At 64.1% G+C, this 16930-nt stretch carries 16 protein-coding genes, 1 tRNA gene and 2 pseudogenes; 9 read left to right on the top strand and 10 right to left on the bottom strand.

Annotated elements, in window-relative coordinates; translation table 11 throughout:
• Positions 1–28 precede the first annotated feature (28 nt).
• Complete coding sequence (aspS, locus tag AB4136_RS24375; protein ID WP_137901218.1) at positions 29–1819, bottom strand: aspartate--tRNA ligase; 1791 nt, start codon at positions 1817–1819, stop codon at positions 29–31.
• Between the two features lie 170 nt (positions 1820–1989).
• The gene (locus AB4136_RS24370) at positions 1990–2406 is read right to left on the bottom strand and encodes a GNAT family N-acetyltransferase (protein WP_024923999.1); all 417 of its coding nucleotides are present in this window, start codon (positions 2404–2406) and stop codon (positions 1990–1992) included.
• 227 nt (positions 2407–2633) lie between these two features.
• Between AB4136_RS24370 and rnd the strand changes: the two genes are divergently transcribed.
• Complete coding sequence (gene rnd / locus AB4136_RS24365) at positions 2634–3791, top strand: ribonuclease D (RefSeq protein WP_024923998.1); 1158 nt, start codon at positions 2634–2636, stop codon at positions 3789–3791.
• Positions 3792–3847: 56 nt separating this feature from the next.
• On the opposite strand, the gene guaB is transcribed toward rnd, so the two are convergent.
• Positions 3848–5350, bottom strand: a complete 1503-nt coding sequence (gene guaB, locus AB4136_RS24360) for an IMP dehydrogenase (protein WP_024923997.1) — start codon at positions 5348–5350, stop codon at positions 3848–3850.
• On the opposite strand from guaB, the gene AB4136_RS24355 reads away from it, so the two are divergent.
• Complete coding sequence (locus tag AB4136_RS24355; RefSeq protein WP_137901217.1) at positions 5337–5561, top strand: hypothetical protein; 225 nt, start codon at positions 5337–5339, stop codon at positions 5559–5561. The two genes, guaB and AB4136_RS24355, sit on opposite strands and share 14 nt — an antisense overlap.
• A gap of 88 nt (positions 5562–5649) precedes the next feature.
• Positions 5650–7065, top strand: a complete 1416-nt coding sequence (locus AB4136_RS24350; RefSeq protein ID WP_024923996.1) for a DHA2 family efflux MFS transporter permease subunit — start codon at positions 5650–5652, stop codon at positions 7063–7065.
• A gap of 13 nt (positions 7066–7078) precedes the next feature.
• Here the strand turns inward: AB4136_RS24350 and AB4136_RS24345 are convergent, their stop codons facing one another.
• Both AB4136_RS24345 and AB4136_RS24340 read right to left on the bottom strand, forming a co-directional pair.
• Positions 7079–7789, bottom strand: coding sequence for an RlmE family RNA methyltransferase (locus tag AB4136_RS24345; RefSeq protein ID WP_024923995.1), 711 nt, complete (start codon positions 7787–7789; stop codon positions 7079–7081).
• Positions 7786–9141: a Ppx/GppA phosphatase family protein gene (locus tag AB4136_RS24340; protein ID WP_024923994.1), complete on the bottom strand. Its 1356-nt coding sequence runs from the start codon at positions 9139–9141 to the stop codon at positions 7786–7788. Before AB4136_RS24340 ends, AB4136_RS24345 begins: the two co-directional genes overlap by 4 nt.
• 298 nt (positions 9142–9439) lie before the next feature.
• On the opposite strand from AB4136_RS24340, the gene AB4136_RS24335 reads away from it, so the two are divergent.
• The 5 genes and pseudogenes from AB4136_RS24335 (at position 9440) to AB4136_RS24315 (ending at position 13063) form a co-directional block, all read left to right on the top strand.
• Positions 9440–10390, top strand: coding sequence for a lysylphosphatidylglycerol synthase domain-containing protein (locus AB4136_RS24335; RefSeq protein WP_024923993.1), 951 nt, complete (start codon positions 9440–9442; stop codon positions 10388–10390).
• Between the two features lie 139 nt (positions 10391–10529).
• A tRNA-Gln gene (locus AB4136_RS24330) sits at positions 10530–10603 on the top strand.
• A gap of 86 nt (positions 10604–10689) precedes the next feature.
• A pseudogene (locus AB4136_RS24325) lies at positions 10690–10860 on the top strand (DUF6538 domain-containing protein); the annotation flags it as partial.
• 6 nt (positions 10861–10866) lie between these two features.
• A complete protein-coding gene (locus AB4136_RS24320) occupies positions 10867–12378 on the top strand; it encodes a site-specific integrase (RefSeq protein WP_171020989.1) in 1512 nt (503 codons plus the stop codon).
• A gap of 424 nt (positions 12379–12802) precedes the next feature.
• Positions 12803–13063, top strand: coding sequence for a hypothetical protein (locus AB4136_RS24315; RefSeq protein ID WP_137901215.1), 261 nt, complete (start codon positions 12803–12805; stop codon positions 13061–13063).
• Positions 13064–13098: 35 nt separating this feature from the next.
• Here AB4136_RS24315 and AB4136_RS24310 read toward each other — a convergent pair whose 3' ends face one another.
• Both AB4136_RS24310 and AB4136_RS24305 read right to left on the bottom strand, forming a co-directional pair.
• Positions 13099–13701, bottom strand: a complete 603-nt coding sequence (locus AB4136_RS24310; RefSeq protein ID WP_137901214.1) for a hypothetical protein — start codon at positions 13699–13701, stop codon at positions 13099–13101.
• 341 nt (positions 13702–14042) lie between these two features.
• Positions 14043–14285, bottom strand: a complete 243-nt coding sequence (locus AB4136_RS24305) for a hypothetical protein (protein WP_441931647.1) — start codon at positions 14283–14285, stop codon at positions 14043–14045.
• Positions 14286–14418: 133 nt separating this feature from the next.
• On the opposite strand from AB4136_RS24305, the gene AB4136_RS24300 reads away from it, so the two are divergent.
• Entirely contained in the window at positions 14419–14814 is a 396-nt protein-coding gene (locus AB4136_RS24300; protein ID WP_441931645.1) for a hypothetical protein, read from the top strand.
• Here the strand turns inward: AB4136_RS24300 and AB4136_RS24295 are convergent.
• From AB4136_RS24295 to AB4136_RS24285, 3 genes and pseudogenes are all read right to left on the bottom strand, one after another.
• A pseudogene (locus tag AB4136_RS24295) lies at positions 14728–14973 on the bottom strand (relaxase/mobilization nuclease domain-containing protein); the annotation flags it as partial. The gene AB4136_RS24300 and the pseudogene AB4136_RS24295 sit on opposite strands and share 87 nt — an antisense overlap.
• A 140-nt stretch (positions 14974–15113) precedes the next feature.
• On the bottom strand, positions 15114–15455 hold the full coding sequence (locus AB4136_RS24290) for a plasmid mobilization protein (protein ID WP_171020988.1): 342 nt from the start codon (positions 15453–15455) through the stop codon (positions 15114–15116).
• A gap of 298 nt (positions 15456–15753) precedes the next feature.
• Positions 15754–16782 (bottom strand): hypothetical protein, encoded by a 1029-nt coding sequence (locus AB4136_RS24285; RefSeq protein ID WP_137901211.1) that lies wholly within the window; start codon positions 16780–16782, stop codon positions 15754–15756.
• Positions 16783–16930 lie beyond the last annotated feature (148 nt).

Genomic DNA, 16930 nt, shown 5'->3' with positions numbered 1-16930 from the left:
GATCAACAAGCAAAGCGCTTGAAACGGCTCACGCTTCCTTCTTTTGCGGCAGAACGCGCAGTTCGAGCTCGCGCAATTGTGTCAGCGTCGCCGGGCTCGGCGCGCCCATGAGCAAATCCTGCGCCTGCTGGTTCATCGGGAACAGCGAGATTTCGCGCAGGTTCTTGGCGCCGACGAGCAGCATGACGACGCGGTCGATGCCGAAGGCCGCGCCACCATGCGGCGGAGCGCCATACTGGAAGGCGCGATAGAGGCCACCGAAGCGATCCTCGACGTCCTGCTGGCTGAGGCCGACCTTCTCGAAAGCCGCCACCATGGTCTCGGGCGACTGGTTGCGGATCGAGCCCGAGGCGATCTCGAAGCCGTTGCAGACCGCGTCGTACTGGAATGCCTTGATCGTCAGCGGATCCTGGTTCTGCAACGCCTCGAGGCCACCCTGCGGCATCGAGAACGGATTGTGCGCGAAATCGACCTTCTTTTCCTCTTCGCTCCATTCGAAGAACGGGAAGTCGACGATCCAGCACAGTTCGAAACGGTCGCGGTCGACGAGGTTCAACTCTTCGCCGGCACGGGTACGCGCCTCACCGGCGAATTTGTAGAACTTGTCCGGCTCGCCGGCGACGAAGAAACAAGCATCGCCATCATCGAGGCCGAGCTGCGTACGGATCGCGTCGGTACGTTCCTCGCCGATGTTCTTGGCAAGCGGGCCGGCGCCTTCGAGCTTCTCGCCTTCCTTGCGCCAGAAGATGTAGCCGAGGCCCGGCTGGCCCTGCTGCTGGGCCCAGGCGTTCATACGGTCGCAGAAGGCGCGCGAACCGCCAGTTTTGGCAGGGATCGCCCAGACCTGAACCTTCGGGTTGGAGGCGATCATGTTTGCGAAGACCTTGAAGCCCGAGCCGGCGAAATGGTCTGTCACAGCTTCCATGACGATCGGGTTGCGCAGATCCGGCTTGTCGGAGCCGTATTTGCGGATCGCCTCGGAATAGGGAATGCGCGGCCATTCCTTGCTGACGGGCTTGCCCTCGGCAAACTCCTCGAACACCTTGGTCATCAGCGGACCCATGGTGTTCCAGACGTCTTCCTGGGTCACGAAGCTCATTTCGAGGTCGAGCTGGTAGAATTCGCCCGGCAGGCGGTCGGCGCGCGGGTCCTCGTCGCGGAAGCACGGCGCGATCTGGAAGTAGCGGTCGAAACCGGCGACCATCAGCAACTGCTTGTACTGCTGCGGTGCCTGCGGCAGCGCGTAGAAAGTGCCGGGGTGGATGCGGCTCGGCACCAGGAAGTCGCGCGCGCCTTCCGGCGAGGAAGCGGTCAGGATCGGCGTCGAATATTCGGTGAAACCGGCGCCGCCCATCTCGCGCCGCATGGCGGCGATGACCTGCGTGCGCTTGACGATGTTCTTGTGCAGCGTGTCGCGGCGCAGATCGAGGAAGCGGTACTTCAGGCGCACGTCCTCCGGATAGTCGGGCTCGCCGAACACCGGCAGCGGCAGTTCCTTCGCCGCCGACAACACTTCGATCTCGCGCGCGAAAATCTCGATCTCGCCGGTCGGCAGGTTGGGGTTGGCCGTCTCGGCCATGCGCGCCTTGACCTCGCCGTCGACGCGGATGACCCATTCGCCGCGAACGGTTTCGGCGATCTTGAAGGCCGGCGAATCCGGATCGGCAACGATCTGCGTCAGGCCGTAGTGGTCGCGCAAATCGATGAACAGCAGGCCGCCATGATCTCGCACGCGATGGACCCAGCCGGAGAGCCGGACATTCTGACCGACATCCGATTTCCTGAGGGCGGCACAGGTGTGGCTGCGGTAACGATGCATAGGTCTGCCATTCCAAGATTTCAGGAGTTCACGCGACCGGGCGACGCAATCAGCGCCAGGCCCGAAAATTGGCGCGAAAAGCGCACGCAAGCCGGCTTTTGTCAAGGTTAAGACGGCAACCGGCCGGCTTGCGCGTCAACGCCAGCAGATGTGCTTGCCCTGCGGCTTGTTCAGAACTGCTTCTTCAACCAGATCGTGGCGTGTCCGGGCGGATAGTCGTCGATACGACCGAACTCGTGAAAACCCTGGCGTTTGTAGAAGTCCGGCGCCTGGAAGGAAAAGGTCTCCAGATAGGCGCCGAGACAGCCACGCTCGCGGGCAATTTCCTCAGCCTTTCCCAGCAACTGGCTGCCCAATCCTCCCTTGCGATGGTTCGGGTTCACCCAAAGCAGGTCGACGAACATCCAGGAGTAGCCGATGTTGGCTTTTAGCCCGCCCAGAAGCGCGCCATCTTCGTCGCGCGCCAGCACCCACAATTCCTCGTGATTGTAGGGCCCGCCCCTCGCGATGTTGTATTCATCGAGCCCGTTTTCGATCGTGTCGACAATATCGTCGTCGACTCTTGCGCTGACGGTCAACGTCACCATTCGGCCACCTGTGATTTTTGCCTGGACAGAGATCGCTGGAGTCGGGTTGGGGAGACTTGTGGTGTTCCGTCTAGCAGCGATTTTTGCGATTCCGACAGGGTGATTTCGAATTAGGCGGGAAAAAGGCCTCCGGCACACCGTCATGGACAAGAATGCGCAGCTCCATGGCTTGACGAAGCCCGCCGGCAAGCGAGACAAGTTCGCATTCATCGCGCCACGAGATTTTGATGCACCTGATAACAACGCAAGAAGAATTGGATTCGGTCATCCGCGACCTCGCGAAATCCGGATTCGTAACGGTAGACACCGAGTTCATTCGCGAAACCACGTTTTGGCCGGTGTTGTGCCTCATCCAGATGGCGGCGCCCGGCGTCACCGCGTTGATCGACCCGTTGGCACCTGGCCTCAACCTGAAGCCATTCTTCGAACTGATGGCCAATGAGCGCGTGACCAAGGTCTTTCACGCCGCGCGCCAGGACATCGAAATCATCGTCCATCTCGGCGACCTAATCCCGCATCCGGTTTTCGACACGCAGGTGGCGGCGATGGTCTGCGGTTTCGGCGACAGCGTCTCCTACGATCAGCTCGTACAGAAGATCACCGGTGCGCGGCTCGACAAGTCGTCGCGCTTCACCGACTGGCGCCATAGGCCGTTGTCCGACAAACAGCTCGACTATGCGCTCGCCGACGTCACCCACCTGATCGACGTCTACAAACATCTTATCGACCAGCTCGCGCGCGAAGACCGCGCCCACTGGCTGAACGAGGAGATGGAGGTGCTCACCTCGCGCGAAACATACGACCCGCATCCCGAGGACGCCTGGAAGCGGCTGAAGATGCGTTTGCGCAAACCGCAGGAACTGGCTGTGGTGCAGGTGGTCGCGGCGTGGCGCGAACGCGAAGCGCGCGAACGCGACGTGCCGCGCGGGCGCGTGCTGAAAGACGATGCCATCTATGAGATCGCCCAGCAGGCGCCGCGCGATGTCACCGCGCTCGCCCGCCTGCGCACCACGCCGAAAGGCTGGGAACGGTCGGCCACCGCGGCTTCCCTGCTGGAGGCGGTGAACAGCGCTCTGGCCTTGCCAAAGGAAGAGATGCCGAAGTTGCCGAAGACCTTTCAGCCGCCGGAAGGCACCAGTGCCGCCTCCGAATTGCTGAAGGTCCTGCTCAAGATCATCGCGGAGAAACAGGGCGTCGCCGCCAAGGTCCTGGCCACCAGCGACGACATCGACCGTATCGCCGCCGAGGGCGAGAATGCCGACGTTCCCGCGCTGCAGGGCTGGCGGCGCGCCGTGTTCGGCGATGCCGCGCTCAAGCTGGTGCGCGGCGAAATCGGCATCAAGTTCGAGAAGCGCAAGATCGCGGTCTTCGACCTGAAATCCTGATCCCGGTCAATCGGGCGAGAGGATGGCCCCTCGCCCGCTCAAGAGTCCGTGCGCGGTCAGGCGCCGCCGTGATAGTTGGGGCTCTCGCGCGTGATCGTCACGTCATGCGCATGACTTTCGCGTAGCCCGGCGTTCGAAATGCGCACGAAAGTGGCCCGTTCGCGGAAATCCGTCAGGTCGCGGGCGCCGACATAACCCATCGCCGCCTTCAAGCCACCGGCCAGCTGGTGCAGCACGCCGGCCACGGGGCCCTTATAGGGCACCTGCCCCTCGATGCCTTCCGGAACAAGCTTCAAGGTGTCGCGAACTTCCGCCTGGAAGTAGCGATCCGCCGAACCGCGCGCCATGGCGCCGACCGACCCCATGCCGCGATAGGCTTTGAACGAGCGGCCCTGATGCAGATAGACTTCGCCCGGGCTCTCGTCGGTGCCGGCAAGCAGCGAGCCGATCATCGCGGCGCTCGCGCCGGCGGCCAGCGCCTTGGCCAGATCACCCGAATATTTGATGCCGCCGTCGGCGATCACCGAGATGCCGGATTTCTGCGCGGTCTCGACCGCCGACATGATCGCCGAAAGCTGCGGCACGCCGACGCCGGCGACGATACGGGTGGTGCAGATGGAGCCCGGGCCGATGCCAACCTTGACGCCGTCGGCGCCGGCGTCGATCAGCGCCTGGGTGCCAGCGGCGGTGGCGACATTGCCAGCGATGATGCGCACGGAGTTGGACAATTTCTTGGCCCGCGCCACCGCATCCAGCACGCGCTGCGAATGGCCGTGCGCGGTGTCGATGACCAGCAGGTCGACGCCCGCGTCGATCAGACGCTCCGCCCGCTCGAAGCCGTCGTCGCCGACGCTGGTCGCGGCCGCGGCGCGCAAGCGGCCCTGAGCATCCTTGGTGGCGTGCGGGTTGAGCTGCGACTTCTCGATGTCCTTGACGGTGATGAGCCCGACGCAATTGCCATTCTTGTCCACTACCAGCAGCTTCTCGATGCGGTGTTGGTGCAGCAGGCGCTTGGCTTCTTCCTGGTCGACGTTTTCCTTGACCGTGATCAGGTTCTCGCGCGTCATCAGCTCGTAGACTTTTTGCGCGGGATTGGAGGCGAAACGCACGTCGCGGTTGGTCAGGATGCCGACGAGACGGCCGGTGATCTGGCCACCGCTCCCGCCGTTCTCGACAACCGGAATGCCGGAAATGCCATAGTGGCGCATCAGCCCCAGCGCATCGGCCAGCGTCGCGTCGGGCCCGATCGTGACCGGGTTCACCACCATGCCCGATTCGAATTTCTTGACCTGACGAACCTGCTCGGCCTGTTCGGCCGGCGTGAAATTGCGGTGGATGACGCCGATGCCGCCGGCCTGTGCCATGGCGATGGCCAGCCGGGCCTCCGTGACCGTATCCATGGCGGCCGAAATGATCGGCACGTTGAGATCGATGTCGTTGGCGATGCGTGTGCGGATGTCGGTCTCGCCGGGCATCACTTCGGAATGGCCCGGCTGCAGCAGGACGTCGTCGAAGGTCAGCGCCAAAGCGCCGGTGGCGGTTTCGATGATTTTTGCCATTGCCGATCCTTGCTTAAAAACGAAACGGGCGCTGACCCGGATGGGTGCGCCGACTCGATATTCCCTTTCAGGATTGGCGGTGGCTGGTAACACGTCTGTTTGCCAATGGAAAGCGCGCAACGTCACCATGCCGCCGTTTCAACAGCCGGCGGGTGGACGGACGCCACGGGTGATTGCCGGTTGCAATGCCGGCGCGGTCGCACAAAAGTGACCGAACGAGGCAGGACGCCTGCGCGTTGCCATGATAACGGCCTCGGCCTTGTCGCTCATACCCGTCTACCCCGAGGTTCGGACGTCTCGTGAACAGAATCATCCCGCTCGTGCTGGCCGTCGCGCTTTTCATGGAGAACATGGATTCGACGGTGATCGCTACCTCGCTGCCAGCGATCGCGGCCGACATCCAGACGAGCCCGATCGCGCTGAAGCTGGCATTGACCGCCTATCTGGTGGCGCTCGCTGTTTTCATCCCAATCAGCGGCTGGATGGCGGATCGCTTCGGCGCAAGAAACGTGTTCCGCGCCGCCATCGGTGTCTTCATCCTGGGTTCGGTCGCCTGCGCGATGGCGAATTCCCTGGAATTCTTCGTGCTCGCCCGTTTCTTCCAGGGCATGGGCGGTGCGATGATGACGCCGGTCGGACGTCTCGTGCTGGTACGGTCGACCCCCAAAAGCGATCTGGTGGCGGCGATGTCGTGGTTGACCATTCCGGCTCTGGTCGGCCCACTCGTCGGCCCTCCGGTCGGCGGTTTCATCACCACCTATTTCTCCTGGCACTGGATTTTCCTGATCAATGTTCCGATCGGCATCATCGGCATAGTGCTGGCGACGCGCTATCTGCCGGAAACACCGTCCGCCGAGACACCACCCCTCGATTATACGGGCTTTGTCCTGTCGGGTATCGCCGCTTCGGGCATCGTCTTCGGCCTTTCGGTGGTTAGCCTGCCGGCATTACCGCCGGCCGTCGGTTTGATCACCGTGATTGTCGGTGTCGTCTGCGGCATTCTTTACCTGCGCCACGCCCGTCACGCGAAAAACCCGCTGCTGGCGTTGGAGCTGTTCCGCAACCAGGCTTTCCGCGCTTCGGTTCTCGGCGGCGGCCTGTTCCGCATCGGTATCGGCGCCGTGCCGTTCCTGCTGCCGCTGATGTTCCAGATCGGCTTCGGCCTGACGCCGTTCCAGTCCGGCATGATTACTTTCGTGTCGGCGCTCGGCGCTATCGGCATGAAATTCGTCACCGCCTGGCTTTTCCGTGTCGCCGGTTTCCGGCGCGTGCTGATCTGGGGCTCATTGCTGGCCGCCATTTCGATCGCGGTCTACGGTCTTTTCACACCGACCACGCCCTATCCGCTCATCCTGGCAGTGCTGCTGGTCGGCGGCTTCATCCGCTCAATGTTCTTCACTGGCGTCAATGCATTGGCCTTCGCCGAGATTCCCGCCGAAGAGACCTCCAAGGCGACACCAATCACGGCTGTGGCCCAGCAGCTCAACATCGCTTTGGGCGTGGCGCTGGCCGGCGGCATATTGGAGGTTTCAACCAAGGTTCACGGCGGCCCGCTGATGTTGAGCGATTTCCACGTCGCGTTCTTCATCGTTGCCGCAGTAGCGGCCCTTGCCGCCCTGTCCTTCATACGTCTGTCCCCTGAAGCCGGCAATGCCGTTTCAGGCTACAAGGCGCGACCGGCCAAGCCGCTGGAGAACCCTGCCCCGTCCAGTTGAGCTGGCCTTGCCGTCAGTCCCCGGCCGGCGCGCGTCCCTTGAAGTCCTTGGCCAGCAGATAGAGCTCGACCGATTCGTCGCGCGACGCGGGTGGCTTGACATGGTGAACCGAGCGGAACGAGCGCTTGAGCATATCGAGAAGATCGCCCTCGGTGCCGCCCTGAAAAGTCTTCGTCAGAAAATGCCCGCCGGGCTTGAGCACGGACACGGCGAAATCGGCAGCCACCTCGCACAGATGCATGGTGCGTATGTGATCGGTGCGGCGATGGCCGGTGGTGGGGGCCGCCATGTCGGACAAGACGATATCCGGCTCGCCGCCGAGCGCTTCGACCAGGCGTGCCGGCGCCTGTTCATCGAGGAAATCCATCTGCAGGATGGCGGCTCCCGGAACGGCATCCATCTCTAGATAATCGATGCCGACGACATGCGGCGTGGCCTCGCTCGATTTGGTGCGCACGGCCGCCACCTGGCACCAGCCGCCGGGTGCGGCGCCAAGGTCGATCACCTTTTGGCCCGGCTTCAGCAGATGATGCTTGTCGTCGATCTCGATCAGCTTGTAGGCGGCGCGCGAGCGGTAGCCGTCCGCCTTGGAGCGCTGGACATAAGGATCGTTGAGGTGCCGCTCGAGCCATCGGCGCGAGGATTCCTTCAGGCCGCGCTTTTTCTTCACCTTGGTGCGTAGCACGCGGGTGTTGCCGGCGGTCGTATCTTTCTTTTTAGTCATCGCCGGCCCTCGCTATTCCAGGAACCGCGCGCGTTGCGGTCGTCCGCCATCAATTCGCTCAATATGCCTTCGCGCAAGCCCCTGTCGGCGACGCGCAGCCGCTCGGAGGGCCAGACGGCGCGGATCGCCTCGAGGATGGCGCAGCCGGCAAGCACCAGGTCGGCACGGTCGGCGCCGATGCAAGGATTGGCGACACGCTGCTGGAAATCCCATCCCAAAAGCTTCTCCACCATGCGGTCGACATTTTCGCGGCCCATCCACAGGCCATCGACGCGGCGCCGGTCATAACGCTCGAGATCGAGATGGACACCGGCCAGCGTCGTCACCGTGCCGGAGGTGCCAAGCAGGTGGAAATGCGGACCTGCGAGCAGATGGTTGAGCCGGTGACGTCCTTCGAAGGCGGACAGCCGTTGCGCGACATCGTCGACCATGGCGTCAAAGCTTTCGCGCGTCACCGTCCGCCCACCGAATCGCTCCGCCAGCGAAACAACGCCGACAGGCAGCGACGTCCACGAGACGATGTGACTCGCCAGGCGCGACGACCGGCGCGTGGTGAGGTCGATCAGCGCGATTTCGGATGAACCACCGCCGATATCGAACAGAACCACACCCTTGGTGTCGCGCTCGATCAGCGAGCCGCAGCCCGAAACCGCCAGCCGTGCTTCCGTCTCACGATCGATGATTTCCAGCTTCAGCCCCGCCTCGCGCTCGACCCGTTCGAGGAATTCGGCGCCGTTGGCGGCGGCGCGGCAGGCTTCGGTGGCGATCAGCCGTGCGCGCGCCACCTTGCGGATCCGCAGTTTCTCCGCGCAGACCTTCAGCGCCTCGATGGCGCGGTTCATGGCCGCATCGCCCAACCGCCCGCTGGCCGAAAGTCCCTCGCCCAGGCGCACGATGCGCGAGAACGCGTCGATCACCCGGAACTGACCGTGCCTGCCCGGCACCGCCACCAGCAGGCGGCAATTGTTGGTGCCGAGATCGAGCGCGGCAAAGACCGGCAACTCGAAGGCAGCCGGACGCGAGCGATCGGGCGCCCTGGAATTTTCGACGGGCGCGATCGACGGCGCCTGCGCCGGAACTGCGTTGCGCCCAGGCGCAGGCGTGGGATCGGCGGACGCGCCGGTGCCCCCGACCCCGTCGACCGGCGCATAGACCTTGCGGCCGCGACGACGTTTGCGGCGCTTGCGTCCCTTGGCGCGGGGTTGATGGTCCGGGGCGTGCGCATCTTGTCGCGCCACGCTCTCACTGTCCGGCGCACGGCTGGCGGCCGGGGCTTTAGGGCCGCGCGATGCCGAAATCCCCTCCGACACGCCGCCCCCCGGCGCTTTGGCGCCGGCGTCGCGGTCTTCCACTGGCTATTTCCTTCCAGTGCCGCGCGAACCGGTTGCCCGGACGCCGCTGGCACGAATATTTCGTAAGTTGGCGCCAGACTAGCAGCGCCGGGCCCGATCACCAAGAGCCATGCGAAAATTGTAGGCTGCCGCAACGGCGCTAAACGCATCGCCGTAAACGCGCCACAACTGTTGAATAGCCGGCTTCGATCGGGCATTTCTGGGTCCAGCGGGTCAATTCGGGCGGGATAGCCACTCGACCGAACCTGCGCGGGGCATCGAATCGTGATGAATTGGGGTTGCTGATGGCCGTAGCTGCATGAATGTGAAACGTTTTTTCTGGCCTGCCGTCGGTCTGGCCGCCGTCGCCTTCTCGCTGTGGGTCCTGTTCAAGGAACTGCGCGGCATTTCTCTCGACGATGTGTGGACAAGTCTCGCCACCATTCGCTGGAACCACTGGCTGCTCGCCGCGCTGAGTTCGATCGTCGCCTACGCAGCGCTTGCCGGCTATGATCACATCGCGCTGCTGCATCTTCGCAAGCGCGTATCGTGGCTGTTCGTGACGCTGTGTTCCTTCACCACCTACGCGCTGTCGCACAACATCGGCGGTTCGGTCTTTTCCGGAGCAGTCATCCGCTATCGTGCCTACGGGACGAAAGGGCTTTCCGGACAAGACGTCGGCGTTCTGGTGGCGGTCTGCTGGATCACCTTCGTTCTGTCCTCGATCCTTTTGGGCGGCATCGTGCTCATTCTGATCCCGGACCTGTTCGAGCGATTTTCCGACATCCGCTCCTTCACCGAGTTTGGCTATGGGGGGCTGTCGGCGGGCGCCGGCGTCGTGATGATTCTCATCGTCGCCGCCTACGCCTTCGGCAGCTGGCTGCATTTGAAGCCGCTCAAGATCGGTTCCTTCGAAATCCACTACCCGCGGCTGCCGATCGTCGCCCGCCAGTTCATCATCGGGCCGATCGAGATCCTATCGGCCGGCGCGATCCTCTATTTCGCCCTGCCCGTGGAAAACAACCCAGGCTATCTCGTGGTTTTCGGTATCTTCCTCGTCGCCTTTTCGCTGGCGCAGATATCGCATGCGCCCGGCGGGCTCGGCGTGTTCGAGGTCGTCTTCCTGGCGGGCCTGCAGCATATGGACCAGGCCGGCGTGATCGCGGCACTTCTGGTGTTCCGGATGTTCTACCTGATCATCCCGCTCATCCTGGCGCTGATCGTGGTTCTGGTGTTCGAGCGTTCGCAGTTCGGCCGCGCGGCAAATTGAAACGCAGTCGAGGCTTGACTATTTTGGAAGCGCGGCTACAAGGCAGCGCAGAAACGGGCAGCGGCACACCGAACCGCTCGCGAAAGAGCAAGAATTCTCTTTCACCGCTCTGGCCAAAGCATTGAACAAAAATGCTTATTGGGGAATAGGTTAACGGTAGACCCACGGACTCTGACTCCGTTAGTCCTGGTTCGAATCCAGGTTCCCCAGCCAGTTTCCTGTTTATTTTCAATGATTTAGCGCGAATTTGCCCGTGCCGGGAATACCCCCACACGGCACCCCCACATGCGGGCGCGCGAATGCCGAAATATCTTTGCCGGGAAGGCAGCCGATTCCTGTTCCGGAGACGGGTTCCGGACCTCCTCCAAGATCGCCTTGGCTGCCGAGAGATATACCGGAGCTTAAAGACCACCGTGCCAAAGGTCGCACGGCAGCGCGCGGCTGCCCTGTTTCTTGCATCCGAGAGGGTTTTCGCGATGGCGGAAGTTACCGAACTCACCGACGACGATATACGCGCCGCCGCCCGTCATTGGCTTGCACAAGAGCGTTGGCAGGAAACCATCGCGCGGTCAGTGTATGGCCGCCTCCCAGGCCACTTGCGGCGGGATAGCGATACCTTGGCGGATCGACTTCTCGAGACCGGAGCGGAAGGCATCGGTCCCTTGGACTCCCGCCGAGGAGAAGCTGAGCTTGCGCTGGAAAGCGCTGGTTATCCAATGCCGCCTTACCCCCCGGAGCTTCTTGACCGAACGGCATCGGCGTTAGCCGATGTGCTGCGGCAGATTGTAGAACGCAGGATGCAAGAGGTTTTCCAGCCGGAAGAGGCGACAGCTGCCCCTATGTCGCCGGCTACCCCTGTTTCTCAGGCCGCCCGCAAAGGGCCGCGAGTTCTCGACTATGTCGAGGACTGGCAGGTGGCGTTGGTAACCGGCTGGGGCGACTGGAAACCCATAGACGCGCATTCGGCGCGGCAATACGCGGTTGCCGTCAAGCTCTTCACGGAAATCATCGGCAATAGTTACGCCGGACGGATCGAGCGAGAGAACGCTGCATCCTTCCGGGTCCAGCTACTGCGGCTGCCTGCAACGCTCGGCAAGGGCCGACCGGTCCATGCCCTGAAAGCCATTGAACAGGCCGATAGGGCGGACGTGCCTCGGATGACGATGAAGACCGTCAAGCGCCACGTGACAGCCATGAATCGTTACTGGGACTGGCTTCAGCACGCGGGTCACCTCGACGCGGAACAGGCAAGCCCTTTCAAAGGTCATTCCTTTCCGGGCACGAAATCCCGCAAGAGCAACCGCGATGACTGGTCGGCCGAAGACCTCAAGCGGCTGCTGTCGTCCGCCGACTACAGGATGGCTCCCGGAGCCAGCGCCTTGCACTGGCTTCCGCTGATCTCGCTGCATTCGGGGATGCGGCTTGAGGAAATCTGTCGGCTTCGCCCCGCACACGACATCGGGACAGAGAACGGCGTGTCCTGCTTCCTGATCCAACCTCATCCGGACGGCTGGGATCCGAAGTCGGAAGCTGGCGAGCGCAAGGTGCCGATACACTCATGGCTCGTCCGGCACGGCCTTCTTGATCTCGTCGCGCGCCGTCGGGCGGATGGCAGCGAGCGGCTGTTTCCCGATCTGCGCGCGGGAACTGACGGCAAGCAGGGTGCCGAATTCAGCCGCTCTTTCTCTCGCCTCAAGACGGGTATCGGGATCGGGCCTAAGACGGTCTTCCATTCCTTCCGCCATACGTTTCGGACTGTCCTTGAATCATCGGATTTTCGGGATCGACACATAGACGCGGTGATGGGGCACGAGGGCGACGGCCGAAGCGAGGGAAGGACCTACGCGAAGCGCGTCCTTGTCGGCAAGCTACGGGAAGTCGTGGAAGGCTTCGAAAGCCCGCTGCCTCTCGACTTCCTGCCGCCTCCGGATCTCGCCCAGCGTGTCGTACCGCCCATCCGGAAGCGTCGGCTCGTCCGGCGACAGTGACGGGTCCTGTCGGTCTGCATGTCCCCCGGAGCCGCCGTCGCAGGACCGTCAAGGATGAGCGGGGCGGCGGTGGCAAGGGGCTGGCGCGGGCGCAGCCCCCGAAGGGGCGAGCCTCGGGCCCCTTGCCACGGCCGGCACGGTCAGCCAGGTCAAGCGACAAGACGGCGGCTCCCGGGACATGTCCCTTGGTGAGACCAGAGCTCGGTTCAATAAAATTCAATAAAGTCTTAGGCTTTGAATCCTTGGCTCCAAGGATTCAACCATTCATTGAATCCTTGTGCCCCGACTTGAATCCTTTGCTGAAGGGCTAGATAGCTACAACTCGCGGAAATTGCTGAGAAAACGGTCCAAAATTTCTGATTCGACCAGGCCGCAAATGTCATGCTACTAGCCTCCCGTCTACAACCCAAGGGAGCATTGAAGCATGAAAAACATGACACGATTTTTGCAGTGGGAGCCGGAGCCGGACGTATGTGGATACGCATGTGCAATAGCCGGACCAGACGGCGGGCTGCTCGCGGAAGCGACGGTGACCGTCCCTGACGGTGAAGATTTGCAATGCAGCTACGACGTGATCGACCGAGATGGAATCACGATCGCCGACTCGGGCTTCGCGGACACGCCAGGCGAGGCGATGGCGGCCGCAGAGTACGCGATGCGGCGGCTGTCCATCCGCGCGGTGTAGAAGACAAAAGGGAGCCGCAGCGGCTCCCTTTTTCGTCACCGACCTCGCCGGCGGCGCTTGTTATTGTTCTCGTCATCGTCATCGTCGCCGTCGTCATCATCTGTTGAAGCGGCATCGCGCAGCCGGGCTTCACGCGCAGCGGTTACAAGCGCCGCATCAGCTTCCTCGGCGGACATGTCAGGTTGGACGGCCATTCGGAGCAGTCGGTAATCCTCTTCTCGCAGAACCATATACGTCCATTCGAGAGCTTCCATCGGCACCCTCGCGAGCAGCGCCTCTGCCGCGTCCGCACGGGCAGCCGGAGCAGGCCTAGAAAGGTCTTTGAGGATGCGGGTATACGAAGGCTGAGCGCGATAACGGCCATGCACCGCTCGCGGCGGCATGGGTGTCTGGCCGCCTTCACCGCGCTCGCGCTCCACCTGCTCGGGGGAGATGTCCTTGCGTCCGGGCGCGGGGCGAGGTGTCAAGACAGGCAAGCGCGGCGCGCGGCCGACCAGAAACAGCACGATCGCCAGGAGTTTCCCAGCAGCAGACATCGCAGGGTCAGCAGCCTTTCGACGCTGCTGGTAACGCTGATGTCGCCAGCGGTCCCAGCACGTCCGACGGCGTTCCTTCTCAAGCTTGCGGTGATCGTTCATAGCTCTCCCCCCTTTTCAAAAACGTGGTCGATATGCAGGCACCGGCTCTCGTTCCCGAGCGGCGGTGGAAGTCTCGCGCTTGGTGCGGGTCTCGCACTCGCGAGCAATGCGCGCCAATGCCGCCGCCCTGGTCTCCGGCGGTGGCTCGGACAACCGAAACAGAAGCGCCGTAATGCGGCGGCCGATATCTTCGGCGAGTCGCCGAAGCTCATCGAAGTCCACGCGGCTAAGGCGATGCACCGCAGCCGCCTCGCGGCCGCGCGACCGAAGCCGCCTCCGAAGACGGCAGGCACGGGCGCGGACATCGGCGCGGCGCGCGGCGCGGACGAGTGCTGCGCCGGTCAGCGCAGCCTCGGCCCGTCGAGGCGTGCGGCGATCGCCTCGATCGCCGTCAGCGTCCGCTCCTGTGCCTGCAAGATCGTGCGCAAGAGGTCTGTCACCTCGTCCAAGGGACTCCCTTCCGCTCCCTCCGGAGGGTCCAGTAAGGCTAGCAGTGGGGCCAGCGCTTCGGCTGCCTGCCGGCTCTGGCGGGCTTCGTCGTACGTCGCCTTCAGGGCCTTCATCGCCGGCGGTGTCTGAGTCATTTGAAGTCTCCATGCGTGCCGCAACCGCGCGGCGGCGTTCTCTGGCGAGGCGGTCGAGCGCGCCGAGTGTCTGACCGTCCGCCGTGGTGACGATCCACACGCCAGCCTTGTCGCCAGCGACCACAGAAAGGCCGTGCTCGCCAAGGGCTGCCCTAAGCGCGGCCGGGGTGTCGGACTGCTGCCACGCCTGCCGGACGGCCTCGCGCACGCCCGGAAGACTGATGTCGTGACGCTCGGCCCGCGCCCGCTGGCGCGGCGACATGGACGACCGCGGCGGCTCGGGCGGGGTCTCGCCCCGGACCCGCGCGGCAACATCGGCGCGGCCGGTGCACTCCAGCTCGGCTGCGACGGCTGCCGTTTTGCGGCCGAGGTTCAGGCGGTGGCCGAAATCGTGCTCAAGTGCTCGCGCGGCAGCTTCAAGCCGGACATAGGATCGGCCGTCGTCCAGCGCGAGGCCGTCCGGTCCGATGTGACCGGCGACGATATGGTAATGGGTGTCCACGTCGCGGCCGCGCCTTCCTTTCTCTGAATGTTCCCAAACCACATGGGCGTGGTCCTCCGCGCCAAGGGCCGCGAGGACGCGCGCGACAGCCTCGTCCCGTTGCTCGTCGGTAAGGGGCGTGTCCGGCGACAGGGTGATGTGGTGATAGGCAACAGTTGCCCGGCTGCTGTCCCGGAGCGTGGACATGTAATCCAGCGCCTCCGGAGCGGTCGCCGTCGGCGCGGCGATGTGGACAACGCGGGATCGCTGGCCTTGCTCCTTGGAGAGGTGTGCCAGCAGGTAACGGGTGTCTCGCTTCGTTCTTCCGTGGCGCGTTGTCGTCACTATCATCGCGGCGGCTCCCGGAGGGCGATGACGGCAGCCGTCAAGCGGGTAAGCTCCGTCCGGACGGCCGCCAGCACCTCGGCTTGGACACGGCCGCCGACGTGGGCGTGGCGGGCAAGCTGGTTGACGACGTTGCCCACACGGCCGAGGTCACCCAGCGCCCGACCGAGGGCCTGCGCCAGCCGGTCCGGACGACGGCGTACGGCAGTTTCGCGGCCGACCGCTGCCATGACGACGCGCCGCGCGTAGGAGGACGGGCCGAGCCCGGTCGCGTCGGCCGCCGCATCAAGGCTGGCGCGCTCGTCGGCCGTCAGGCGGATCGTCGTTGTCTTCGTCGCGGCCATGGGTCGTCTCCGGAATCGGTCCGCAAGGGCCGGGTTGGGGGTCAACGGGGGAGGTTTCCTCCCCCTTGCCAGCGGGGCGGGCGTAGCACCGCCCATTGCTGGCTATCTCAAAAGCGTGCGTGCCGGCGGAACTGGAGACAAGGGCCCTGCCGGTCAGTTTTCGAACTACGCGCGGCATCTTGGCGACGAGGATTTTTCCGTGGGTCGAGATACCGAACGACCTCGGCGAGGGCATCCTACGGGCATTCCAGCGCGTTAGAATGTTGACGCGACTGTCCGGACGGCAGGATTCGAGGGATCACGCGGCGAGGCCGAGATCCACAACATGACTGCCGACCAGCCCGGCGATGATCGCGGCTTCGTCCGGCGGTGGCCTGTCCGGACGCTCGGCCGACATAGCGGCGACGACGCGCCGGACACGGGCGCGGGTTCCTGCGCCGGGGGCTGCATGGACGCGATCGACGGCCTCGGCTAATGCCTCGTCGTGATCACGGCGGGCTTTCCGGACTTCCTTGTCCGCCTGACGAGCCGCGCGAATTGCCTCCATCTCGTTGGCCTGCTCGTCTGTCCGGGTGACGGCTGCGGCAAAACCTGCCTGGCCGCCATATTCAACACGAGCGAGGAAGGTGCTCCCAAGCCCATGCCGCAGCCACCGCCGCCACGTCTGAGCCTCGACTCGACCGACGATTTCCTCGGGTTCATGGAGCACCTGCTCGCCTTCCTGCCGGTCGTCGGCCGGATCGAGGTCGAGCGCGCGCGCAAGCGCGGCCGACACGACGCATGAGCGGGTACCGGGCATGACTTCGACGTATTCGGCCCAGCGGGCGCGGGCCCAGCCGTCGCCGGCGTAGGCTAGTTCGGCGACATCCCACGGGGTCAGGCTGCCGCTGTCTTTCGTCTCGTCCTTTGTTGGGCCGCCCGCAACCTCCCAGGCGAGCGAGCCCTTGGAGGTGTAGCCGCTCGCGTCGTCCTCGTCGTCGGCGACACGGACACGTACGCCGTGCTCATCGCTGACCTTCCCTCCGGCTGCACGGATGGCCGCCTTGTATCGCTCGGCGACTGCCATGCCCGCCGCCTGCGCGCGGGCGCGGACGAGCTCGGCAAGAGCTTCTTCGTCGCCGCCGGCGGCCGCGCGCTCGGCTTCGGTCGGGCCGTCCACCGGGATGCTGAGGTGCTGATGGTAGTGCGGGCCATGGCGACGGCTCAGGGTGATTTCCTGGCCGACGACAACACCAAGGATTCGGTGGCGTTCGGTGGCCTGCACCCATGCCTTGCCCTTCCGCGCCTTGCCGCTGGCCTGCTGCACGAGGGCCTTGAAGTCGGCCAACGGAGCGTCCGCCGAATGAGACGCGGTCAAGACCACGAGGGCAACCTGACCGCCCCGTTGGTAGGTCGCCGAAGCCACCCTACCGACACGCTCGGCGCGCTCCATGGCCTTCCATACGGCACAAACCGGACAGAGCCACGGGGAGCCG

Origin of the sequence: Mesorhizobium sp. 2RAF21 (assembly GCF_052115345.1) — a bacterium.
In the GTDB taxonomy this organism is placed as follows: Bacteria; Pseudomonadota; Alphaproteobacteria; order Rhizobiales; family Rhizobiaceae; genus Mesorhizobium; species Mesorhizobium terrae.
The sequence above is the reverse complement of the archived record's forward strand: the minus strand, read 5'-3'. Positions and strand labels throughout refer to the sequence as shown.